15 protein-coding genes are annotated in these 24,091 nt (G+C 38.0%); 6 read left to right on the forward strand and 9 right to left on the reverse strand.

The window, feature by feature from the left end:
* Positions 1-34 precede the first annotated feature (34 nt).
* The 8 genes from pelG to I6E72_RS03715 form a co-directional block, all read right to left on the reverse strand.
* Positions 35-1,399 (reverse strand): exopolysaccharide Pel transporter PelG, encoded by a 1,365-nt coding sequence (pelG, locus tag I6E72_RS03680; RefSeq protein ID WP_101217731.1) that lies wholly within the window; start codon positions 1,397-1,399, stop codon positions 35-37.
* Positions 1,387-2,904: a GT4 family glycosyltransferase PelF gene (pelF, locus tag I6E72_RS03685; RefSeq protein WP_197111097.1), complete on the reverse strand. Its 1,518-nt coding sequence runs from the start codon at positions 2,902-2,904 to the stop codon at positions 1,387-1,389. Before pelF ends, pelG begins: the two co-directional genes overlap by 13 nt.
* Positions 2,897-3,880, reverse strand: coding sequence for a HEAT repeat domain-containing protein (locus tag I6E72_RS03690; protein WP_165736375.1), 984 nt, complete (start codon positions 3,878-3,880; stop codon positions 2,897-2,899). The genes pelF and I6E72_RS03690 overlap by 8 nt, the downstream gene beginning before the upstream one ends.
* A complete protein-coding gene (locus I6E72_RS19890) occupies positions 3,877-5,175 on the reverse strand; it encodes a PelD GGDEF domain-containing protein (RefSeq protein WP_007584806.1) in 1,299 nt (432 codons plus the stop codon). The genes I6E72_RS03690 and I6E72_RS19890 overlap by 4 nt, the downstream gene beginning before the upstream one ends.
* Positions 5,172-5,687: a hypothetical protein gene (locus I6E72_RS03700; RefSeq protein ID WP_007584808.1), complete on the reverse strand. Its 516-nt coding sequence runs from the start codon at positions 5,685-5,687 to the stop codon at positions 5,172-5,174. Before I6E72_RS03700 ends, I6E72_RS19890 begins: the two co-directional genes overlap by 4 nt.
* A gap of 14 nt (positions 5,688-5,701) precedes the next feature.
* On the reverse strand, positions 5,702-8,983 hold the full coding sequence (locus tag I6E72_RS03705; protein WP_197111099.1) for a tetratricopeptide repeat protein: 3,282 nt from the start codon (positions 8,981-8,983) through the stop codon (positions 5,702-5,704).
* Positions 8,983-11,691: an endo alpha-1,4 polygalactosaminidase gene (locus I6E72_RS03710; protein WP_197111100.1), complete on the reverse strand. Its 2,709-nt coding sequence runs from the start codon at positions 11,689-11,691 to the stop codon at positions 8,983-8,985. The genes I6E72_RS03705 and I6E72_RS03710 overlap by 1 nt, the downstream gene beginning before the upstream one ends.
* 308 nt (positions 11,692-11,999) lie before the next feature.
* Positions 12,000-14,705, reverse strand: coding sequence for an endo alpha-1,4 polygalactosaminidase (locus I6E72_RS03715; protein ID WP_197101416.1), 2,706 nt, complete (start codon positions 14,703-14,705; stop codon positions 12,000-12,002).
* Between the two features lie 524 nt (positions 14,706-15,229).
* On the opposite strand from I6E72_RS03715, the gene I6E72_RS03720 reads away from it, so the two are divergent.
* The 5 genes from I6E72_RS03720 to I6E72_RS03740 all read left to right on the forward strand — a co-directional run bounded on the left by I6E72_RS03720 (position 15,230) and on the right by I6E72_RS03740 (position 21,332).
* Positions 15,230-16,897: a methyl-accepting chemotaxis protein gene (locus I6E72_RS03720; protein WP_197101418.1), complete on the forward strand. Its 1,668-nt coding sequence runs from the start codon at positions 15,230-15,232 to the stop codon at positions 16,895-16,897.
* A 120-nt stretch (positions 16,898-17,017) separates the two neighbouring features.
* A complete protein-coding gene (locus tag I6E72_RS03725; protein WP_231614031.1) occupies positions 17,018-17,536 on the forward strand; it encodes a MarR family winged helix-turn-helix transcriptional regulator in 519 nt (172 codons plus the stop codon).
* Positions 17,537-17,669: 133 nt separating this feature from the next.
* The gene (locus I6E72_RS03730) at positions 17,670-18,419 is read left to right on the forward strand and encodes a hypothetical protein (protein ID WP_007584826.1); all 750 of its coding nucleotides are present in this window, start codon (positions 17,670-17,672) and stop codon (positions 18,417-18,419) included.
* Between the two features lie 313 nt (positions 18,420-18,732).
* Entirely contained in the window at positions 18,733-20,085 is a 1,353-nt protein-coding gene (locus I6E72_RS03735; RefSeq protein ID WP_007584828.1) for a magnesium transporter, read from the forward strand.
* A gap of 185 nt (positions 20,086-20,270) precedes the next feature.
* Complete coding sequence (locus I6E72_RS03740) at positions 20,271-21,332, forward strand: DUF21 domain-containing protein (RefSeq protein ID WP_197101426.1); 1,062 nt, start codon at positions 20,271-20,273, stop codon at positions 21,330-21,332.
* Positions 21,333-21,365: 33 nt separating this feature from the next.
* On the opposite strand, the gene I6E72_RS03745 is transcribed toward I6E72_RS03740, so the two are convergent.
* Positions 21,366-21,971 (reverse strand): TIGR04211 family SH3 domain-containing protein, encoded by a 606-nt coding sequence (locus I6E72_RS03745; RefSeq protein WP_007584830.1) that lies wholly within the window; start codon positions 21,969-21,971, stop codon positions 21,366-21,368.
* 307 nt (positions 21,972-22,278) lie between these two features.
* Here I6E72_RS03745 and I6E72_RS03750 point away from each other — a divergent pair, with 307 nt between their 5' ends.
* Positions 22,279-23,802 carry a CYTH and CHAD domain-containing protein gene (locus I6E72_RS03750; protein WP_007584831.1) on the forward strand — a complete coding sequence of 508 codons (1,524 nt, stop codon included), beginning with the start codon at positions 22,279-22,281 and terminating at the stop codon, positions 23,800-23,802.
* Positions 23,803-24,091 lie beyond the last annotated feature (289 nt).

The following is a 24,091-nucleotide window of genomic DNA, read 5'->3' on the forward strand; positions in this document are numbered from 1 at the left end:
GCTTACAGCCTTTATGCTAAGTTTTTATATTATGCTATTGCAGCATAAACGTTTCGTATTCTAAATCTTCAAATTGTTTTGAAAGCCAAAATAATCCTACTACCGAGGTAATAATGGTTGCTAATGCAAAGCCATAGCCATAAAACTGCGGTCCAAAAGCAATTGATAACAAAGTTAAAACAACGTTTATTACCAAAAATAACCCCGCTAAAAATAGCACTGTTGAGCGTTTATCTAAATAAAACAAAATATTTAAAATAGATAAAAATATAACTTGTACGCCTACACCTACTACATCAATAAATAAAAGCGTTTTATAGTTTGGATCAATGCCAATAAAGGTAAGTATTTGCTCACCCCATAATAACAAGCAGGCAACGGTAATACCCTGAATTTTAAATATATCGTATAAACCGGCACGCGCAGTTTGGATCATACTGTCTTTTAATATGTAGATCTCTTCAAGAGATGAGCCACCACGAATAGCGGTGTAAAAACGGTCGTACTCTTCTACAAAGTCGGTTTCCATTTTTACTAAAAATACCGCCATACCGGGGATAATAGACAAATAAGCCAAAAATATAGGTAAGTCATAAATTGGGCTGGCTCTCAACGTGCCAATAATTTGTATTGATGTGCTTGGAGAATACCAAAAAATGATTTTATCAGCCCATACACCAATGTTATAAAACAGACCACAAAAGAATAGGCTGTAATACACTTTTTTATTGCTTAAAAAGTCAAAACTTATAAGTTTTTCACCCGGGTAGCGGCGAATAATCATAAATAAAAAGCTAAAAAAGAGCAGTGCTTCGCCAGCAAAAAACGCAAAAAATAAGCCGTCTAACTGCCAGTCTCTTAATAAATATGCAAGCAATACCATAAAGGCGTAACCACTTAGCATGGTAATTAAAATTAACCGGTATTCTTTCATACCTGATAGAAAAATAGCGCCAAGCCACTGATTACATAAGCTTACAAAGGCACCTAAAATTATAATCTTAGTAACAACGGGTATAGGGAGCATAGGCCATACAGCTAAGCCCACCAATAGCGCGGCTATTGTTGTTATAAGCTGTGCACCGAGTAGATTAGGCAGTACCTTTGCCTCTTCTTTTTGAAAAAATAAATCGGCAATAAATCGAGTTAGTAATAACTGCAAACCACCCGTTAAAATAAGTGAGGCGGCCATCATGTAGGTAACAAGCGTTAAAAATTGAATAATAAGTACTTTAGGTAATACAATTCCTAAACTTAAAATACCAATAAGCATTAACGCTACAATAGAGAGCAGCCAAGGGCCCGAGCCTATTAAACCTGCGTAGCCGTATGCTTCAAAAACTGAGAGCAGGGTATTTTTTTTGAGAATTTTTCGTATCTCAAAACCTATTCCGGCCATGCTATTGTATCCTTATAAAGTTTATCGTAGCGGGCAAACATGTGGTTCTCGTCATAAAATTTTTGTACGCGGTCTAAACCACTTTTTTGATACTCAAGCCAAGCTTGCTCATTTGTTAGCATGTTTGATATTTGTTGTGCTGTTTCGCTAGGTGAAGCAATTGAGACAACTTCACCGGCTTTACCTAATGCTTTATCTTCATCGGTTCCGCCTTCGATTATTTCGCGGCACGAGCCAACATCACTAGCAAGTACAGGCACACCGGCCGCCATTGCTTCTAAAAGTACTAAAGGCTGCGCTTCGGAAATTGAGGTTAAAGCAACAACTCCGAGCTTAGGCAAAATTTTGGTAATATCTTGCATACCTAAAAACTTAACACTGTTTTGTAAATCAAGGCTGCCTACCAGTAGCTCACACTCTTTGTAGTATTGTGGGTCTTCTTCGAAAGGGCCGATGATCCAGCCTTCGACCTCTGGTAATATCGATTGCGCTTCTTTAATCGCACGTATAAAGGTTTTAATATCTTTTATAGGCACTACACGTCCAATTAACCCAACAACCGGTGGTATCTGTTTTGGACGCTGAACAAACGCTTCAATAAAGCGCACTGTTTTAATACCATTAGGTACAACAAATGCTTTTTCTGGCGCTGCACCATCTTTTATTTGGCGCTGTCTGTTACCGTCGTATAGCGAAATGATCTTATCTGCTTCTTGGTATGTTGTTCGGCCTATTTGCTCAAAAAAGCTGATCCACATTCGGCGAATAAAGCCCATCTCGGTATTTAAGTTTTTACCTAGGCTTTGTTCAGACTCTTTGATCCAACTGGCTTGAATAAGATCTATTTTTCTCTCTTTGGTGTAAATACCATGTTCGGTCAACAAAAAGGGAGTATCGCTTATTACACTGGCACCAGATCCTAAAATACCAGCATACCCGGTAGATATTGAGTGAATAAGTTTAACTTTTGGAAGTCCACGTGCAATTTCGGCTATTTTAAATAGCGGTTTATATAAATTGCGATATGACCAAAAAAAGTCAATAAAAGAGGATTCATCACAAAAAGTTGAATAGTAATTAGTGAGCACTTGCCACGATGATTCACTATATAAAAAGTCGGCTTCGTTAATACCGTCTTTTTTAGCCAAAGTTTCAAATGCAAATTTTAACAATTCAGTCGGGATAGGCTCGTTACAATCTCTAAAATAATTTTGTAGTTGTTGCCAGAAATCAAAGAGCTCTTTTTTATATTTAACCCCATGCTTGGCTTTTATTTCAGAAGTATCATTTTCCACTAAATAATGAACATGCAGCTTGGTAACGTTTTCAGGTAAAGTATATTGAATCTCGCCATAATGCTCTGGTGCTCCACCTATAAAAACAAGCTCAAAGTTATAATGAGGTAACCCTTCAATTATTTGATGAACCCAACTAGATACACCACCACGTACGTAAGGGTAGGTACCTTCCAAAAGCAGTAAAATGTCTGCATTTTTATTACTCATGCCAATACTCCTGCAAATGACGTAATTCACTGCCTTTAGGTTGTTCTGGGAGTTCTTTTAAATAGCGTTTACAGTCGTCAAACTTGTTCATACAAAAGGCAACTTCGGCTTTATAAGGGAGAACATGACGCCTTGCCATACCAAACTCAGTTGCTTTAAGTAAGTACTCATGGGCTATTTCGTATTTGTCTAAGGCTAAAGATATTCGGCCTAAAAATATAAAGGTTGCAGGTGTTTTTACGTGCTCAATACTTTGCTCTGCAAGTGCTTCTGCTTTTTCTAAAACATATTTACGCAGTGCACCTTGGGCTAAACCCAAATAGCTAAGTTCCCAATACAGTTCGGCTAGCTGTTTTTGTAAATGGCTCAATTTAGGCTGCTTAGTCGTAACGGCTATTTCTTGCTGATACAAACTGATTTTTTCGTTGAGTTTGGTTTCTTTACCATCAAGGGTTGAGTAGGCGAGTAGTCGAATATCATCTTCTAAATCTTTAAGTGCTAGCTTTAAAATAGGAATAGCTTGTGAGTCACTCATGTGACGAGCTGCCATTACAGCACTTAAACGTTTATTTGGTTCACTCGCGTGCTTCAAAATTGCTTTAAGTCCGCCAATAGAATAGGTCGGGTTTGCTGATATTGCTCTGGCTTCAAAAGGAAGCTCAGGTATTTTATGCTCTTCTATTTCTATCTCGTCGTTTTTGAGAGGTTTACAAAGAGCAAACGTAAGCGCTACTACAACACCTATAATTCCAAGTACTGGTAATGTAAACAATAATAAAAACATGAGCAAAAAAGAGCTATAAGGAGTCGTTTTGTATTTTTTAGGTATAAAAACATAACTAACAATAGCAAAAAGGATGCTAGCAATAGCATGCAATAGTATAGCTAAAAACCAATTAGGTGTTTCCAGTACTTCTATTAGTGCAAAGTACTGGCAAATACACCCTAAAATAGCCGCTACAATAATTATAATCATGAAAGTGAAACCAATCTCTTTATATCATCTGAGCTTATTGGTAGTGCAAGTTGTTGCTCAATAACAATATCAAGCTCAGCTAAAGTGTTACCCGTACGCTCTTTACACCAGGTGTTCATTCGGGCGATAAATCCTGCTTTTTCAAGTTCATCAGCTAATGGCATTAATAGCAGTAATACCTGATTTTGATTATCATACAAATAAATGTCTAAACCACGGCGTGCTTCACTTAAATAACTCATAAGTTGAGTCGATTTATCAGTAATATTATTGGCTTTTATTTTTAGCAGCTGCGATGGAATGTTGTATCGTTTTGCTTCTTTATTCGCGCGTTTAACTTGGCGAATAAAGTACGGAGACTCTTCATATGTCATTACTGGGTTTGTTATTTCATGGCGCAGTAGGTCGCCAATATGCCCAGCCATAACAGCAAGTAGTGTAAGAGTTGTATTTTTAAGTGCAAAAAATTGTACTCTTTCAACTAAAATAGCGCCGTAAATTGTATTATTTACGTCGATAAGTGGGATTGCCATATGGTATTTACTTATCCCTAACGCAGTTTTTGCGTCTTTTACTGATACTAATTCTTTTTCTTCAATCATCGCTAATATAAGAGGATCATTTTCAGCTATTTGACCCATTTGGCCAATAGAGGCAAGTGGAGGCTCTAAAACAGTGTCGTTTTCAACTTTATATAAGCCCGCTCTTTCTAATAAACCATATTCAACGAATAGGTCGATTATTTTTTGCGCTGCGCTATCAAGCCTTCTTTCTTTTAATAGCCCGATAGAGGTTCTTACTGCTTGTAGCGATTCACGCAAACTTAACGTATGGCCAGCAAGCATTTGCTCTATTCTATCGTGAGATGAATTAATTAAGTGATACTGACGAGTAAATGTTTCAAGGCGATCGGTTACGTACTCAAGCTGAATACTTTGTTGTTGATTAGTACGTTCCCACACATCCCTAAATTCGCCAGTGATCATAATTACAATAATGTAGCCAATCATGGCGTTAATATTGAAGTCGCTTTGTGGTGATAAAATATTTGCTTGAAGTAAAAAAAGTTGACCAACAAGCAAACATAAAATACTAATAAAGCCTTTTGAAAAGCCATAACGTAGAGAAACTAAAAGTGGGCCAAGTACAGGCCACGAAAACCCTCCCTCAGTCCAAAATGGGTCCTCTGCGTTAAATAATACAGGCAGCCCTAAAGCAAGCGCGGTAAATATAAATACCTCAGCCCATATTTGTAGCTCAGGAACGTCTCTTGGTCTAAGGAAATGTGTTTTCACTCACTAACCTCTATATAAGAAATTAAATCGGCAATCACATCTTGTGCTGTTGCTGCAATGCTATCGCGGCCCCAACCACTTTTAGCAATAGTACCCGTCCAAATCGGCGTTGTTTGTCCATTTTCAGTGAGTGATAATGTAAGTGCAACAACGGGTTCGCCGTCAAGCCCAGCTTTGTAGCGCCACTCTTCAATGCTGCCTGTTAGTACATAGTCAGCTTGTTGAGTGCTTAACCACTGCATAGCATTGTCTAAACGGTATTGATCGTCCAGTGGTGGAAGCTCTTTGGTGTTTACGCGAGGTGCGCGTATAAGAGTTGGTAATTTATTTTGTTGCCAAATACTGGCTAAAATATCTTCAGCACGCTCACCTGCAAGCGGTGTTTGAGCATGATTAACAAGTGGCATTAATGCCACAATTTTTGAAGGGCTAAGCTCTACATCATCAGCAACTCTGCTGGTGGTACATGCTGATAATAGTAATACCAAACACGGTATAATTAAACGAAACATACTCTCTCCTAACATTAAAAATGTACGTAATAACCTAATTGTAATTGTGTATCTGAGTTACCCACTTTATTACTACTTTGGTAACCCAGCTGTAATTTAAATAAATCATCGCCCAGTACAGACCAACCAGCGCCACTTGAAACTGATACATCTACTGTATCGTTAAGTGTTTGATAGCCAGTACTTATATCAAATAACCATGAAGGGCTTGCGCCTAAATAAGGAGGTTCTAAAGAACCAGTTGAAGCAAATGAGGTCCCTAGTGCAAAACGTCTAAATGGTTGAAGGTCAACTCTTAGAGGTCTTGATTCTGTATTTATTAATGCATTTACACGTTCAAAGTCTTGCCATTGCGCACTAAAATAAGCGTTCCAAATTGGGCGGTCTTTTAAAATGCTGTATTGGTAACGTGCATTATATTCTTGGCCATTTATTAGTGAGCTGCCATCGCTTCTTCGAGAAAAAGACATCGCTGCTGCTGATAGCTGTACGTTTTGTCTACCATCAATATTGTAGTTAACATAGGCCGTGGCTTTATCTAGCTGAGCATAGCTAAGTAGCGCTTCTGATTGGCGGTTTTCAACATTATATTCAAGCTTTAAACCTACCTGTGTACGCGAATCCCATTGATAACGAGAGTCCAAGCTAAAACCTTGACGGCTAACTAAGCTGCCTTGGTGAGAATCTATTTTTGCATCAAAATACCAACGACCAAATGTCATCTTATCTTCTATCGCAAACAGTAATCCGTTGTTATCAAGATTTTGCTGATTACTTAAACTTAATTTCCATTGCCCATTAGCATAAGGAAAATAAACGTTTACATCGTACTGGCTACTGTTTAAACCAGCCTCTGGCGATAGGTTTATTTCAAGCGCTCTAAAATAGGATGCGCGTGCATTTCTGAGTAAACTCAATTGCGATTCATTTGGTTCGCTAGTGAGTTCTTCGTACCAACGTTGCATGGTGGCATAGGGTTGTTTTAAATAGAGTAGGGCGTTTAGCTCATCTAATTTGCTTAGTGAACCTTCAGCTATAAGCTGTTTCGCTTTATTAAATTCGCCGTTGGTCATATAAAGTTGTAGCTTTTGCCATGGCTCTAATTTTTGTGCAGCCCTGCGCGCTAACCACCAGTTTGTTTGAGGTTCACCAATAGTGTCGGGGGCAAGTTCTTCCATTGTGTTTAATTGCATTAAATGAGGAACAGCCATCGCGCCCGCCCAGCGGAACATTAGGCCTCTGTATGCATATTTATCTTTAGGTAAGTGTTGCAGTAAATAGTGATTAAGTTCAGCAGCATTTGCATAGTAGCCAAGTTGTTTCATTACATCGGCTAAGTTAACCAGTGTTGTTAAGTCACTTGGATCTGCAATGGCCAATTTACGCAAATAAAAGTAAGCACTGTTATATGACTTCTCGTGAATAGATAAGCTTGCTAATAGCTGGGTCCACGCATAGGAAGGATCGCTTTGAGAATAGCGAGCTAAAATGCGGCTAATCATCACGGTGTCGTGCATTTGCAGCGCTAACCAACCTTGTGCAAGCACAACATCAGAGTCATATTCACTTAATTTAGCGGCGCGGTTTAAAGTTGTATAAGCTGAATTTAAATCACTTTGGTTTTGATACCAATTTGATAGAATTAACCAAGCAGGGTAGAGGGCTTTATTGTAGCGCTGCTTATCAAGTTCAGCATGAATACGTGCAACTGATTTAGCATCATTTACTTGTGTACTTAATAATGCAATTTGAATCAATTGACGGTCAGTTTGCGACTCGCTTTTCCATAAATAATCAAGAAGCTCCTGAGGCCGACCTTCAAAGCGTAATTGTTGGTAGTGCAGCATGTCGCCTACGCTTAAAGGGCTTATTTTTTGTAACTGTTCTAATGCATATAGCTCATGAGCTTTGTCTTGGACTCGCATTGCCATGTCTACATTGGAGCTCCAAAACTCATCATCAGAACTTTGTTGTTTACTTTTTAGCACTTGCAGAGCTGTAGCAAAGTCATCTTCTAGCCAAAATGCGCGGGCAATCCAAAGTAAATCTTCTTCATTTTTAGGCCCTTTATATGTAGGCCACAAGACTCTTAAGGCTTTTAAATTACCAGTATCGTGAAGCACTTTTGCTTTCCAGTATTGTGATAATACACTTTTACCATTTATTTGCTCAAAGCGTTCAATATTGTTTAACTCTTGCTTTGTGTTACCAATAAATTCGTTAGCTTGCATCCAATTAGCAAAACCATTGCCTTTCAGACTTCTGTTTTGCGCCTTGTATTCGTATATATCATTAGCATCTTGGTATAAATATAAAGCGGTGGCATCGTTAATACTGTCGGTAAGCATCGCAGGAGTTACTGCTTTGTTAGACATTAGCCATTTAAATTCTCGAAGAGCTTCTTTAGGCTTGTTTTGCCAGCGCTTTATCTTCCAATTTAATAAATGTAGCTCTTTGTCATCTGGGCTCTGTAGTAATAACTTTGCGAGTAATTGTTCTGCCCCTTTTGCATTTCCATTTGCTAAACGCAGGTGCATAGCTTGTGTTAAGTAGTCGGTGTTATTTGGCTCAGCTTTTAATAAGCTTTCAATGGCTTGAGCTGCATCTTCTGTGTTGCCAGCTAGGTTAGCTAAATAAAGGGTGCGTTTAACATCGGCTTGGTCGCCATAGGTTTTCCACCATGAATAAGCTTGAATCGGGTTATTTGCGCCCAGTGCAGTTTCAATCGCTTTAGCTGCAATGTCAGCATTTATATTTATTTTATAAATTGCGAGTGCTTTGTCTGGTTCGCCTGCGCTTAACCAGTAATCGGCTGCAAGGAGTGGCTGTTTATTTTTTTGATAGTACAGAGCAACTTTTGCGTTTAACCCAACTGCTTTTGCAATAGTTAGTATTTGTTCGTTCCAATTTTTATGAGCACCTATTTTTAAAGATAGCTCTTCAAAGCGGTCGTCAATATTAGCCCCGCTTGCTAGCCATAATGAGTAAAGCAGCTTTATTTCAAGCGTCGCTTTGCGCTCACCTCTAGGTAGTTTTTCAAGCTCGTTAGTGGCTTGTGAATACTCACTAAGCCCTATATGTAGCTCAACCAACTTTGCGCGAAGCTTTTCGTTGTCGGGCTCTGCATTGAGTGCTGCATTAAGGTACGATTTTTCAAAGGTATAATCTTGCGAAAGTGCATCATCTTCAAAAAATAAGGTGTGAGGAAATAATGCATAAAGTGCAAAACAACTTACAGCTAGTATCGCTAATATTGTTTTTATAGAAATTAACTGAGGGCGCTTTTTAGTATTCATTATAGAGCAGCTCCGTTGCAGTTAAGGTAACCATAAAAGTCACCTGTAGGTATTTCAAAATGTGTTAATTTACCTCGATTAATACCTTTAAAGCGCTCACCCAAATTAGATACAAATTCGCAAGAGCGTGCATTCATTAAATCAAGTGAAGCGGGTACCCACGCTTTAAAACTAACAGGCCCGTTAACTTGCCAGTTATTAATAACAACATTTGCAGACGCTAAATAAGGTTTTTTACTATTTTGGCTGTGATCAAAGCTAAGGCGAGCTATGTTATTTATAACGTGTATGTAGTCACCTTTTTCAGTTACACCCGATACACCTTCACTTTGAGCTATGTTTGGCACATCAAAATCGGTAGGTATCCGTAGAGTACGAATGTACTTTGAGCTAAATAACCATTCATTATTATTGTTTTTTGCAAGTGCAGAAAAGTAAAAATCTTTTGCTACTTTTGCATAATGGCTTAAATGCACAGGCGTATTTGGTCTTGCTAAAACATAATCTATGTTGTGTTTAAGAGCGTCTAAACCCGCAAGAACTTCGCCTGAGTAAAAGTGATAGTAAATAGTGTAAGGTTTTAACCTATATGGTTTTTCTGTTATTTCGAAAGTTTCGGTTAAACGTCTAAAGCCGTAATAAGGGCCATGCCATAGGTTTGTGTAAACATTTTCATTTAATATGGGGGCATAAATTTGATACAGCAAATCACGCTCAGGTCGGCCAATAGGTGATATATGTGTAAGACTAGGATTATCGGCATTTACATCAGTGTTACCACCGTTGACATTTAACACACCTGCATCACGAGCAAGTTCAAGTGCTTTAGGACCAGGAGTTGCATCGCCTGACCATAACATCATCACTGTTTTTTTATTTTTAGGTGTGAGCTTTTCATCAATGTACTTTATTGAATCTGTAATTTCTTTTTTAAGGCTGATAGTGTTGTAGCCAGGTACATCTAGATGAAAACCGTAATCGGTGTCGTCTTCATCTATTTTTTTTCGCCCAGACAGTGCTGTCCAAAAATAGGGGTGACTATAAGTATGCGAAGCAACTTCTACGTAAGGTAGGTTAAAAATACTACGTGCAATGCCTTCAAGTTTGGCACTTTGTTTAGAGTGAATACCGCCTTCTTCAATGTCAGCTTGGATCACAGATGACGTTAAAGGCAGTTTATAGCGTTTAATTATTTCATCTCGAATTACTTCTGCTGAATAAGGCTTACCTTCGTAATGGGCAACACTTGTAAATCCATCTCCATCGATATGCAGCGTTAGCATTCGCCTGCCACTTTCGGTGGTTGTATCTGGCACTAATATAGGCGGTAGTCCCATAGCCTGAGTTAGTAGTGTACGCGGATCAATAACCCATTTGCTGCCTTCCATCGGAAATGTATCAATTAGCCAAGGAGCAACTACGACTGCACCATATTTAGTTTTAGCAGCTTGTACAACTATTGTGTCATCCGATGATTTTATTGTAATTAAAGGAGTCGCATCAGTTGCTAATTTGAGTAAGTATGGTTTAACAATAGGGGGAGGTGTTGTGGATTCTCCTTTGAGCCAAGGTGCAAAGCTATCTTGTTTATATGGACCTTCAGGCAGTGTGTTTAACGACTCAATACCCAAGCTTAATAATAATTTAGTTGATTGTGGTAACTCGCCTAAAATAAGCTCTGGCACCACACCTAAATTAGCTTCAAGCCAATTGGTAAGTGTTGGGGTGTAAAATGCGTCGCTTGAGGTCCACGAAATAATACCAGCATGTAAGCTAGGGTCAACCAAAGGTAAATCGCGCTTTGCCATATCTATGTAATCAGGTATATACCCCGAATACTCAATCATGGTCGCAAGCTTTAAATGTACGGTAGTGTAAATGAGTGGCTTTACGTTACTGTTGTACGGGATCAAAATGCGCCTAGGCACCGGTGTAATAGATGATGTTCCCCATGTTTGCAGGTGACCATCGGTTACCCATGGATTAAAACCGGCGTCTATAATATTTTGTGCCATAGCGAGGCGATTATCGGGTTTTGCATAATCAATAACTTGGACGTTAAGGCCTAAGTCTTGTGCTGTTTTTAATTGTGCGCTTAGCCAATCTTGGTCGTTTTTGTTGGTCAGCTTATAGCTATTGTCGGTTGGATTAAAGTGGCTATACAAACCCTCAGCAACTAAGTCTTTAGCTAAATTAGCGAGTTTAGGCAATAACTCAAAGCCCCGGTTAAGAATAAGGTGCTTGTCAAAAGTCTCAGATAGTGAGCTTATTATGGTGACTAACCCAGCTTGTTGATCGGGTTTACTGTGTGTAGCATCTAATAGCTGATAGCTATCAAGGGTATCTAAAAATAAGCCGCTAAAGCCACGTGCTTTTAATGCCGCAGCGCTATTTGCAATATATTGTTGCCAATGTGCTGATGTTAAATCCGCAATGTGGCTATTCCAGTTGGGGTTTATGCTAAGTGATGACTCACTTTGATTAAACGACTCACCAACACTTAAATAAGCATAAACAGCAATATTACGCTGTTTAAACCAATTAAGTTCGTGCTCAGTCACAAGATCAGGCTGGACTACAACGCGAGAATAAAAGGTCATTTCGGCTAGAGGCATAGGGGATGAGTAGTAAAAAGCTATACTATTATTTACAGGTTTTGCGAATGCGTGAGCCGACACTAAAAGTGCAAGGTATAAAATATACTTCATTAATAATTCATTTTTATTAGATTATAACTGTGACTCAAAGTGATGTGTTCCGATTTAATGCTAATTTTTTAGTATTAGGAATATAGGACTATTATATGTTAATGAAAGATTGATCTCTACATGTAAATTCAACCTTATACTCAATAGGTTAAATTTACATGTAGGTTTGATTAACTCACAGCAGTAAAACTTATTGGTTTGCCACTCGAGTTATTAAGATCAACCTATAAACCTATACTTAGAAAAACGATAAAAGAGTGCATCAATATATTAACTATAATAAGAGTATAGTTTTTTATTGCTCACCATCATGCAGCTATTTTACATTTTAAGTAGCCATAGAATTGTCCTTTTGGCAGACTAAACTGTGTGATATCAGCATTCGATTTACCTCTAAAGCGCTTTCCATCATTAGACACAAACTCACACGAACGACCATTAACTAAATCAATTTTAGCAGGCACCCATGCTTTAAAACTGACAGCTCCATTTACTTGCCAATTATCCATGGAGACATTAGCTGAAGCTAAATAAGGCACATTGTTTTTCTGGCTGTGATCAAAGCTAAGCTTTGCTAGATCATCAGTTATATGAATGTAATCACCTTTTTGAGTGATGCCAGATACACCTGAGCTTTGAACTATATTAGGGATATCAAAATCATTGGGGATACGTAATGTTCGAATGCTTTGAGAGCTAAAAAACCATTCGTTATTGCTGTTTTTAGCAAGAGCTGAAAAATAAAAGTCTTTAGCTATTTTTGCATACTGGCTTAAATGTACTGGCGTATTCGGTCTTGCAAGTACGTAGTCTATGTTATATTTCAGTGCATCAAGTCCAGCAGGTAATTCACCAGAATAAAAATGAAAGTAAATACTATATGGCTTTAATCTGTATGGTTTTTCTGTAATTTCAAATGTTTCGATTAGGCGTTTAAAACCATAGTAAGGCCCATGCCACAAGTTGGTGTATACGTTCTCGTTAATAATGGGTGCATAAATTTGGTATAGCAAGTCACCTTCAGGTCGACCAATTGGCGAAACATTTGTAAGTGTTGGGTTATCAGCTTTTACTGAAGTATTACCACCATTCACGTTGAGAACGCCAGCTTTTCTTGCTATGGCTAAAGCCTTTGGTCCTGGAACTGCATCGCCGGACCATAGAATTAATACTGTTTTTTTATTCTTTGGCGTCAGTCGTTCATTAATGTATTGAATTGACCCTGAAATTTCTTTTTCTAAATCGACAGAGAGATACCCAGGAATATTTAAATTAAGTCCGTATTTTGTATCATCTTCATCTATGTTTTGTATTCCTGATAGTACTTTCCAAAAGTAAGGGTGGCTGTATGTGTGCGATGCAACCTCTACATAAGGTAGTTCAAATATATCTCTTGCAACTTGCTCAAGTTCTTTACTTTGTTTTGAATGTAAGCCGTTAGGTTCTATATCTGCTTGTATTATGGAGGAGGTTAATGGCAATTTGTACCTTTTTATTACCTCATCGCGAATTACTTCTGAGTTGTATGGCTTACCTTTGAAGTGCGCAACGCTACTAAATCCATCACCATCTATATGCAAAGTTAACATACGCCTTCCGCTTAGAGTCGTTGTATCAGGAGCTAATATTGTGGGTAAATTTAGTACTTTATTTAACAAGTTCTTAGGGTCGATCACCCATTTACTGCCTTCCAGTGGTAAATTATCAATTAGCCAAGGGGCTACTATTATGCCACCCAGTTTAGTCTTACTTCCTTGCGCTAAGGTTTTGCCGTTTGCTGAAGTAATGCTAATTAACGCTGTGGCGTCTGAGGTTAATTTAAGAAAGTTTGGTCTGATTATTACAGGTGATTTTGTAGTTTCACCTTTTAGCCAATCAGCAAAGTATTCAACTTTATAAGGTCCAGCTTGCGCAACATTTATATTTTCTACGCCTAAACTAACTAGTAATTTATTTGATTGAGGTAATTCTCCTAATATAAGTTCAGGTACTATTCCTAAACCTTCTTCTAGCCATTTAATAATCTCAGGACTATAAAATATATTATTAGTAGTCCAAGAAATAATGCCGGCATGTAAACTTGGGTCTATTTTAGGTAAGCTTTCTTTAGCTATGTCTACATAATCAGGAATATACCCTAAGTATTCTATGATTGTAGCAAGCTTTGAATGAACTGATTTTTTAACTAATGGTGAAATATCGCTATTATAAGGGATTAATATTCGCCTTGGCACCGGTGTTATTGATGATGTACCCCATGTTTGCAAGTGGCCATCTGTCACCCATGGATTAAAACCTGCGTTTATAATCTTTTGTGCCATAGCGAGTCGGTTATCGGGCTTTGCATAATCAATAATTTGGACGTTGAGGCCTAAGTTTTGTGCTTTTTTTAATTGTGCGCTTAGCCAATCTTGGTCGTTTTTATTAGTTAGTTTATAGCTATTGTCGTTTGGGTTGAAGTGGCTATACAACCCCTCAGCAACTAAGTCATTGGCTAAATCAGCGATTTTAGGCAATAACTCAAAGCCCCGGTTAAGAATAAGGTGCTTATTAAAAGTCTCAGATAGTGAGCTTATTATGGTAACTAACCCAGCTTGTTGATCTGATTTGCTGTGTTTAGCATCTAATAGCTGATAGCTATCTAGGGTATCTAAAAATAAGCCGCTAAAGCCGCGTGCTTTTAATGCCACAGCGCTACTTTTAATATGTTGTTGCCAATGTGCTGATGCTAAATCGGCAATATGGCTATTCCAATTGGGGTTTATACTAAGTGATGACTTATTTTTATTAAAGGACTCGCCCACACTTAAATAAGCATAAACAGCAATATTACGCTGTTTAAACCAATTAAGTTCGTGCTCAGTGACGTGTTCTGGCTGAACTACAACGCGAGAATAAAAAGTCATTTCGGCTAGAGGCATAGGGGATGAGTAGTAAAATGCAACACTATTATTTACAGGCTTTGCAAATAGTTGACTAGAGATTAAAAGCACGAGGTATAAAATATATTTCATTAGTAATTCATTTTTATTTATTCATAACAGTGGCTCAAAACAATATGTTTTAATCTATCTGGTTATTTATTCCTAGGGAGATAGGGTTATTGTATGTTAATAAAAAATTAATTTCTACTTGTTGATTTAACCTTGAGGTCAATATTTATACTCACTTGCTAAATGATCTAACTTGCTACAAGTAAAACTAATTAACCTAAAATACAGGCAGTAAACCTACATGAATACTATTCTATAGATAGTGTTTTAAATAACGGACAAATGTTGGGTAAATTATTTTTTGATTAAGACTAAGGTCTCTGCGTTATTGGTGTCTAAAAACCCTGGTTGGGACTATAATATGGCTAAGCTGACCTCTTAAAACTTGGTCCTACCTGATTTTATTTATGCTTTTCTTATATGAGTTAAAAGCGATATAAATGAGCGAAGTTATTTTTGGGCAAATAAGTAAAACTGCAAACTATATTGGTTTTGCTAGATTTTAGTTGTTGCTGCATATACGCCTTTATTTACCCGGAGAACAAATGAGTAATTTAAGCTTGAAAAACAAACTGTTGTTATTAGCTATATTGCCCTTAATGCTACTTTTGATTAGCTTGATGCTGAGTTCTTATTATTTAGAGAATAAAAATCAGCAACAAAATTTTGAAGCATTTCAAACTAAACTAATAAGTGACAAACAAACGTTGCTAAGCACCGAGGTGGAAATTGCCAGTAAAATTGTTCGCTATCAAATAGCAAATGGCTCTGAGCAAGATGCTAAAAACGCTTTAAGAGATTTAACATTTGGTCAAGGTGGTTACTTTTTTATATACGACACAAATGGCGTTAGTGTTTTTCATGCATTATTAGGTGATGCTATTGAAGGACAAAACAAAATAGGGATGACTGACCCTAACGGTAAAAAAATAATAGTGGGCTTATTAGATCAAGCTAGAAAAGGCGGTGGTGCTTTTAACTACCATTTTCAAAAACCAAATACCACAGGTTTAGTTGAAAAGATGGGCTATGCAGCAATGATCCCAGGTACAAACTGGATGATTGGTACTGGCGCATATATGGATGATATAGACGCAGAACTACTTAAATACCAAACAGCAATGCAAGAGCACATGAATGATAAGGTAATGACCTTATTATTAATTGCTTTGTTTTGGGTTGTGTTAACCGTTATATGTGCGTTAGTTGCCGCAAATACAATGGTAAAACCAATACAACGTATGGCGCAAAGCCTTGACGACATTGCTAAAGGTGAGGGTGATTTAACCAAGCGTTTAGATATTGATACTAACGATGAAATAGGCCAACTTGGCGAAGCATTTAATATGTTTGTAAGTAAGCTACATGGTATTATTGCCAATGTGGTTGATGTAACACACGATGTAAAAACAGCCTCTAGTGATATAAATACACAAACACGATTAATTGAAGACAAGCTACTTAATCACAATCATGAAACAGACCTTGTTGCGACGGCTATTACCGAAATGTCGGCTACTTCTCATGAGGTGGCTCAAAATACGAATCAAGTGGCAGAGTCAACCCAAGCGGCAACGCAAGAAGTTGCTAAAGCTCAAGAGTGTGTTGATATTTCACTCAGTGAGGTGTCTAACCTAATGGGCGAGATAAACCTAGCCGCAGAACAAGTTGATTCACTCAGTGATCAATCTAAAAAGATTAATAGTGTACTAAGCGTAATTGGTGGAATTGCCGAGCAAACAAATTTACTTGCACTTAATGCTGCAATAGAAGCTGCACGAGCAGGTGAGCAAGGGCGAGGGTTTGCTGTTGTTGCTGATGAGGTAAGAAGCTTAGCAAGTCGTACTCAAGTTAGCACATTAGAGATTAGTGAAATGTTGAGTGAGTTACATAATTTAGTATCGGATGCTGTAGCCGCAATGCAAGCGAGTCAGAATAGTTGTAATCGCTCAGTAGAATCGTCTCGTGCTATTTCAGAAAGTTTAGGTGCGGTAACAACCTCAGTTAGATCAATTAACGACATGAGTACGCAAATTGCGACAGCGGCGCTGGAGCAAAGTAGCGTTACAGAAGAAATAAACCGTAATGTATTTGCCATTCAAGAAATCGTTAATGAACTAACTATTTCAAGCAAAACTACCTCTTCGGTAGGCCAGCATTTGGCTGCGCGTGGTGAAAACTTAGGACAACTCGTTGGACAGTTTAAAATTTAACAAAGTTTAAAGCTTTACAGTAAAAGCCGCTAATAGCGGCTTTATTTTTGTGGCTTAGTTTTAGCTGCTTAGTTTTTATAAAAATTATTGAATTTTTTGTATGTGTTAAGGTCTATCAGCATGCAAATATACCTATACAGTGGAATAACCATGCAAAACATGCCATCAATTAAACGTTGTACTCGAGAAGAGTTAGCGCCAGAGCAAGACTTGGGGCGTTTAGTGTCTTTTTTACGCTCGAGATTAGCCATTCATGTTGATGCCAAGTTACTCCCTATGGACTTAACCTCAGCGCAATATATTGTGGTAGTACTACTTGCGAGAGAGTCGGTTAATACGCTTGCAGGACTTTGCGAGTATATGGTTTATGATCGTGGCGCTATGAGCCGCTTACTAAACCGACTTGAAGAAAAAGGACTCATTATTAAAACGCAATGTGAGCTTGATAAGCGCTCAACTATTTTGTGTTTAAGTGAAAAAGGTAAAGCTCTTTGTCCAGAAATAATGCCTGTAGTAAACGAAGTCTATGCTCAAGCATTAAATGGTTTTTCAGAGCCAGAAAAAAATCAAATAATAGACTTACTATTTAAAGCTATAAATAATCTAGATACATTACCCGAAATTTCCCCCCACAAATAGATTATCAATAAAATAGCGATACTGTTTCAACAGAAAGTTAGCGTGCTAATTAGTTGATCTGATTGTGCGTAGAATCTAACTTTGATAATATAGTTGCCTAGGCAATTAAAGTTATCATCTTGTTAGGTTTGTTATGATTGAAAATAATTTGTTAGTACAATTACAGCAGCAATATCCAGAACATACTTTTATGCAACATCACTTAAGTGTTGTCCATAAGGGACGTTTTGCTAACGCGATTGTGTATCGATATAAAGATAATGAATTTGATTTAATTGTTAAAGATTTTAGCCAAAGCCCGTTATTTATCCGCAAAACATTTGCGCGACTATCTGTAAACCAAGAATATAAAGGATTGAGCCGTTTAGCTGAGCTTGATGCAGTCGCTAACCGCTTTTGTAGACTATCGCCGATAGCCGTAGCTTATAACTATATTGAAGGCACACCACTGCGCGCTTTAATTCATGAAGATAAAACGCTACCAGTAAGCTTTTTTAGCGAGCTTGAGCGTCAAGTAGCAAAAATGCATCGTAAAGGCATCGTGCATTTAGACTTGCGTAATATGGGTAACATTTTATGTGGCGCAGACGGTAAACCTTATTTTATTGATTTTCAGTCCACTATTAGCTTTTCACGTTTTCCGCGCTGGTTGCAACGCTTTATGCGAGGGTCTGACATGTCAGGTGTATATAAAGCATGGAATAAATTGGGTGAGCAACCTCTGCCACAAAAAAAGCAAGACTATTTAGAGCGCTTTAATCACGTGCGTAAACGCTGGATTTTTAAAGGTTACCCAATACAGCGTGGCTATGCGTGGGGCGCTGCACTTATTACTCAATTTGTAGATTCTGACTTAGTACGAAATATTACTGATAGACTTTAATTTAAAGCATAAACCGTAATTTAAAAACACCTAATTCATTGTGTGATTTTGCCCATATTAGCCTAGCTAATATGGGATTTTTTTTATTATAAGTAATCCCTTTGGTTTGCTTACTTGTTGTTTAATCCCTCAAAAACAATTCCTTTTACTGTTTTTTTAATTTTTTAAAATAAATATTAGTACTGCATTTAGTTTGCCCATACAATGCGCAAAAGTAGCTTGCGCATACTTAATAAGTTCACGTTTTTTCTGCAATTTTTTATTGTTCAAGTAGACTATAAATAATGTGCGCTTTTAAATTTAAGGTTTTAAGATGATTGAGTATCCGGTAGACCAACTTCCACAACTCATAAATGATTTACTGCAATGCGATACAACAGAACGTAAAAATAAATTATTAGCAGATGCGCAGTTAACGCTTTCAACAGAGCACCTGTCATTACTTTTTGAGGCGATACCAAAAGAACAACGACTTGAAATTTGGCAGTTGCTTGACGAAGACACGCAACACGAAATTTTTGTTAATTTAAGTGAAGACAGTTGTCTGTGGTTACTGCAAACACTAGAAGACACTGAGGCTTTTAAACTTCTTGATGAAGTTAATGTAGAAGAGTTACTGGAACTTGAAGAAGTTATACCAGAGCGATTTGTTGAGTATGCAAAAAAGCAACTCGATGAAGCGCAAACCAAACAATATGATTTAGCGCAGCAATACCCGCCAGAACAACTTGGTCACTGGTTAGGTTTTGACTTTTTAAAAGTATCAGAGAAGCTAACTGCCGGTGGCGCTAAAAAATTGCTACATAAAGGTTTACCGCAATACAGTGAAGTTATTTATTTAGTAAGCCGCAAGGGTAGTTTAATAGGTGAGGTTGCGGTAAATGATTTAATAAAAGCCAGCGACACCGATAACTTAATGACATTGGCAAATCATGACTTTTCATCGCTCCATGCTGATGATGATTTATATGAAGCGGCAGAAGTGGTGATCCACAGTGAAAAAATGGCACTGCCAGTGGTTAATGCAGATAACAAATTACTTGGGCGATTAACCATTGCCTCAGCGTATGAATTACGCCAAGAAATTGCTGATGAAGCTGCCGCTAAAGCCGGTGGTTTACGTGAAGACGAAGACCTGTTCGCAAGTGTGCGAAAAAGTGCTAAAAACCGTGGTATATGGTTAGGTATTAACTTAGCTACTGCCTTTTTAGCGTCCTGGTTCATCGGTTTATTTGGCGCAACTATAGAACAGGTTGTAGCACTCGCTGTATTAATGCCAGTGGTTGCTTCTATGGGCGGGATTGCAGGCAGTCAAACATTAACCGTTATTGTGCGTGGTTTAGCGCTCGGACAGGTTACAGATTCAAACCGCAATGCGTTACTTAAAAAAGAGCTACGTGTTGGCGCTGTAAATGGCTTGGTATGGGCGTTTGTAATAGGTCTGCTTACCTTCTTATGGTTTAACGATTTAATGCTCAGTATTACGATTACGGTAGCCATATTATTGAATTTAGTCGCTGCGTCACTAGCGGGTGTTGTTATTCCGTCTATTTTAGACAAAATGAAAATTGATCCTGCGTTATCTGGCTCGGTAATTTTAACTACCGTTACCGATATTGTTGGGTTTGTTACCTTTTTAGGTTTAGGCAGTTTATTGCTTTTATAAGCCTTATACCAATTCGCTTAATTAAGTGCTCTATTTTGAGGGAAGAAAATCGTGTCGATAACAAGGCAAAAATTTCGTTATTTAGTTGTTCTATATCAGAAATTTTTAACGTAGTTAGCGTCAGATTTAACCCCTCAAATTGATTAAGTATTATTGCGGATTGGTATTACTAACAGGAAAATACAATGACCTTTGAAGTCATGATTTGGTGTGCAATTGCTTTGTGTATTTCACAATCGGCAATATTTTCGGGCTTAAACTTAGCGTTTTTTTCACTAAGTAGGCTTCAGCTCGAAATGGAAAGTGCAAAAGGGAACGAGGCGGCCATAAAAGTGATGGCCCTTCGAAACGACTCTAACTTTTTATTATCGACTATTTTGTGGGGCAACGTAGGTATTAACGTACTACTTACACTACTTTCTGATTCGGTATTAATAGGCGCAAGTTCGTTTTTATTCTCAACTATCGCAATTACTATTATTGGTGAAATAACACCGCAGGCTTATTTTTCGCGTAATGCGCTAAAAATGGCGAGCCTACTTTCGCCGCTAATTAAGTTTTATCAGATTCTGTTTTATGTAGTTGCTAAGCCAACGGCTTTAATTCTTGATGCATGGTTAGGTAAAGAGGGGATTACGTACTTTGCTGAAAGTGAGCTCAGAGGTATTATTCGCAAACACATAGAAGCAGAAGAGGCTGATGTTCAGCACGTTGAGGGAATAGGCGCGCTTAACTTTTTTAGCTTAGATGAAATAAGCGTAACCAAAGAGGGTGAGGTAATTGATCCAGACTCTATTATTGCTTTGCCTACTAAGCTTGATTTGCCTATTTTCCCAGACCTTACATTAACGACTGATAATGAGTTTTTACGAAAACTACATAAGTCAGGTTATAACTGGGTGATCATTACCAATGAAGACGGTTGGCCTTTATTAGTGGTAGATGCTGACGGCTTTTTACGTTCGGCCTTGTTTGAACCAGAGACGTTCGACCCTTATCATTATTGTCATAGACCTATTATTGTTGCTGATGAAGCGATGCGCCTGAGTGAAGTTATTTTAAAAATACGGGCTAGTCATTCTTTAGATAAATCGTTTGATGGGGCCATTGATCACGATGTGGTGTTAGTGTGGAGTGATGTGAAGCGCATTATTACCGGCGCTGATATATTTGGTCGGTTACTCAAAGGTATGAGTGCACCAAAACTCGAACTGCATGAAAATACAGAAAATAAAAAGCCGCTATAAAGCGGCTTTTTTGTATTCTATAGAAAGAGGGGGTTATGCCCAACCTTCGTAGCGCTTACGACGCGACAACACTATCGTTAATATAATACCTAAAAACAGGCCTAAAAACGCAATAGCACCACCGTAAGTAAGTAGCTGACGTTTCTCTTTTGAGCTAGCAGCTTCCTTTTGGGTGCGCTCTTGTTCTAGTGTCGTTTTAAGCTTAGTAATTTGGGCCGATAACTGCAGGTTTTGATCAGTTAAAGTTTGGTTTTGCTCTTGTAGCTGCGGAAGTTCTATTTGAGCTTGGCGCAGGTTTTCTTGCATAGTGCTCATTTCGCTACTTAGTGTTTTGTACTGTTGGTGTAAGCCTGCCGTTTTGGTAACAAACTTAGTTTCTATCCAACCTTCGCGGTCTTTATCATCTTTAATTTTTATAAAGCCGTTTTCTTCAGCAGATAACAAGGTTAACTTTGTTCCAGCATCTACAGAGCCGAGTAGTCGATAATTCTTACTCGCACCAGAGCGCATAAAAGTATATAAATTATCGATAATATAAGCGGTGTTTGCATTAGTTGAATTTGCAGGTTTTGCTTCTTCTGCATAACTCATAAATGTGGTGGCTGTTAAAAGTAGCCCTAATAAACAATGTTTTAGCATTTATCTACCTTGTTGATCTAACTGCGTCCGTTATGAACGTGATTTTTATTTCACATAAGTAGTTAGATAGTATGGATTAAATAGCTCAATAGCAAGACTGATATTGTAACCCAGTAGGGTAACACAGGAGCAGTTACCTAGCCCACTAGGTTACAAACCTCGCCCCACGATTAAATTGCCTCTAGATAGAACGAATTTTAATCCACAAAGGTCAACAGGCACTAAAATAAGGCTAAAAAATTTGCATTGTTAGTGTGCTTTGTTTATTTTGAGCACTTATTTATTTTAAAGGTAATCCGCAAACCGAATGGATACTGAGATAGAACTGAAATTTTTGGTATCAGATGCCGTTATTCCACTGATCCCCTCGTTAATTACTCAATTTGCAAAAACGGTGAAGAATAAACCGTCACGCAGCTTACAAAATGCATACTACGACACGCCAAGCCGAGAGCTTAGAGCGCTTGACATAGGCTTTAGAACTCGCTGTTCTGACAGCGAATGCGAGCAAACTATAAAGCTTGCAGGTGAAGTTGTAGGTGGTTTACACCAACGTCCAGAGTACAATTTACCAATTGAATCAAGTCGCCCTAATTTAATGGCGTTTGATGCTGATATTTGGCCTCATGGCATGCAAATAAGCGCAATCTCAAAAAACTTGTATCCAATATTTAGTACTAACTTTATTCGTCGTACTTGGTTAATTGAAACCGAAAGTGGCGCTAAAATTGAAGTTGTACTCGATAAAGGTGAAATTGCGGCTTCGGGTAAAATTGAAATTATTAGCGAGCTTGAAATTGAGCTTGTTGAGGGCAGTCGTAATGAGTTGTTTGCGTTTGCAGATGTACTGGTTAGCCAGAACTGTATCCGTTTAGGATTATACTCTAAGGCCGCGCGTGGTTATCGCCTTGCAGATGAAAAACCTTTAACACCAAGCAAATCTATTGGTTTTGTTCAATTACCAAAGTCGACTACCCAAGAGCGTGCTTTAGTTGAAGCCATGAACTTTGGCATTCGCTTTGTGCAAAAGCATGAGCAATGCTATTTCGATAAGCCAAGTTTAAAAACGCTTAAACGCGTAACTGACGGCATTAGCCTAATACGCCATACTTTTTGGCTGTACGACGATATAGTATCCAAAGAAAGTACAGAACATTTACGTACAGAGCTTAAATGGTTATTAAGCGAATTAGCGTGGGTAGAAAACGCGATTCAATTAAAAACGTACACGTCTAAACGCCATGCTTTTTATAAAAAAATTAATGCTGCTCCAGCACTGACTCAAGTCATTGGTGATTTAAAAGAGTTACAGCCAAGCATTGACGATATAAATGCACTGTTTCATAGCGCGCGTTATAATCGTTTATTACTGTCGTTAACTACGTGGTTAATTGATAAACAGTGGCGTAAAGATTGGGGGCAAATAGAGCTTCAAGCGGCTGAGCAAAACGTGTCGTCTATTGCTAGTCGGCTTTTTAATAAAGACTGGAAAAATCTGCATGAATTACTGCCTAAAGAACAAACACTCGATGTCGCTTCGTATTTAAACCTGCGCACTCAACTTGAAAATAGTTTACTGAGCGGTAACTGCTTAGGATCGTTATTTGATAAAGAGGAACGCCTAGAGTTTAGATTGCCTTGGCTTGATATTTCTCATGGTATTTATGAGTTAAGTACGCTTGAGTATTTAAAGCAGTTATGTGCTGGGCAAGAAGACGAACAGCTTGCTAAAATCCAGTCATGGCTTGAACAAAAGTCTGAATATTTGGTTAGTGCGATGGAGCAAAGTCGCCTTGCTTCATTTGACATAGAACCTTACTGGCAAAAATAAATGATGCACTTTTGTAATGAAATTCAGTTACAAAAGTGCTTATCCGTTATTTTTTAACTCGTTATTTTTAACACTTACGCTGAGCCAACATGGCATTTGTATAAAAACAAAAATGGCCTAAGTGTGTATTATCAAAGCCACAGTGATAATATTTTTGAAGTAAAAGCGCAGATGAGCAAAATACCAACCAGCTTTGCCTCATGGATCAATCCCTACTTGGCTAAGCAATAAAGCCGGCCTAAAAAGTACTTACAACATCTTTATTAATTTTCATCGTATGCTCACAGAT

Origin of the sequence: Pseudoalteromonas sp. NSLLW24 (assembly GCF_015864725.1) — a bacterium.
GTDB classification, from domain to species: Bacteria; Pseudomonadota; Gammaproteobacteria; order Enterobacterales; family Alteromonadaceae; genus Pseudoalteromonas; species Pseudoalteromonas arctica.

Bases quoted from the DNA above. Each gene is read 5' to 3' on its own strand.
- pelG (WP_101217731.1), bottom strand. From the start codon at position 1,399: ATGGCCGGAATAGGTTTTGAGATACGAAAAATTCTCAAAAAAAATACC.
- pelF (WP_197111097.1), bottom strand. From the start codon at position 2,904: ATGAGTAATAAAAATGCAGACATTTTACTGCTTTTGGAAGGTACCTAC.
- I6E72_RS03690 (WP_165736375.1), bottom strand. From the start codon at position 3,880: ATGATTATAATTATTGTAGCGGCTATTTTAGGGTGTATTTGCCAGTAC.
- I6E72_RS03700 (WP_007584808.1), bottom strand. From the start codon at position 5,687: ATGTTTCGTTTAATTATACCGTGTTTGGTATTACTATTATCAGCATGT.
- I6E72_RS03705 (WP_197111099.1), bottom strand. From the start codon at position 8,983: ATGAATACTAAAAAGCGCCCTCAGTTAATTTCTATAAAAACAATATTA.
- I6E72_RS03710 (WP_197111100.1), bottom strand. From the start codon at position 11,691: ATGAAGTATATTTTATACCTTGCACTTTTAGTGTCGGCTCACGCATTC.
- I6E72_RS03715 (WP_197101416.1), bottom strand. From the start codon at position 14,705: ATGAAATATATTTTATACCTCGTGCTTTTAATCTCTAGTCAACTATTT.
- I6E72_RS03720 (WP_197101418.1), top strand. From the start codon at position 15,230: ATGAGTAATTTAAGCTTGAAAAACAAACTGTTGTTATTAGCTATATTG.
- I6E72_RS03725 (WP_231614031.1), top strand. From the start codon at position 17,018: ATGCAAATATACCTATACAGTGGAATAACCATGCAAAACATGCCATCA.
- I6E72_RS03730 (WP_007584826.1), top strand. From the start codon at position 17,670: ATGATTGAAAATAATTTGTTAGTACAATTACAGCAGCAATATCCAGAA.
- I6E72_RS03735 (WP_007584828.1), top strand. From the start codon at position 18,733: ATGATTGAGTATCCGGTAGACCAACTTCCACAACTCATAAATGATTTA.
- I6E72_RS03740 (WP_197101426.1), top strand. From the start codon at position 20,271: ATGACCTTTGAAGTCATGATTTGGTGTGCAATTGCTTTGTGTATTTCA.
- I6E72_RS03745 (WP_007584830.1), bottom strand. From the start codon at position 21,971: ATGCTAAAACATTGTTTATTAGGGCTACTTTTAACAGCCACCACATTT.
- I6E72_RS03750 (WP_007584831.1), top strand. From the start codon at position 22,279: ATGGATACTGAGATAGAACTGAAATTTTTGGTATCAGATGCCGTTATT.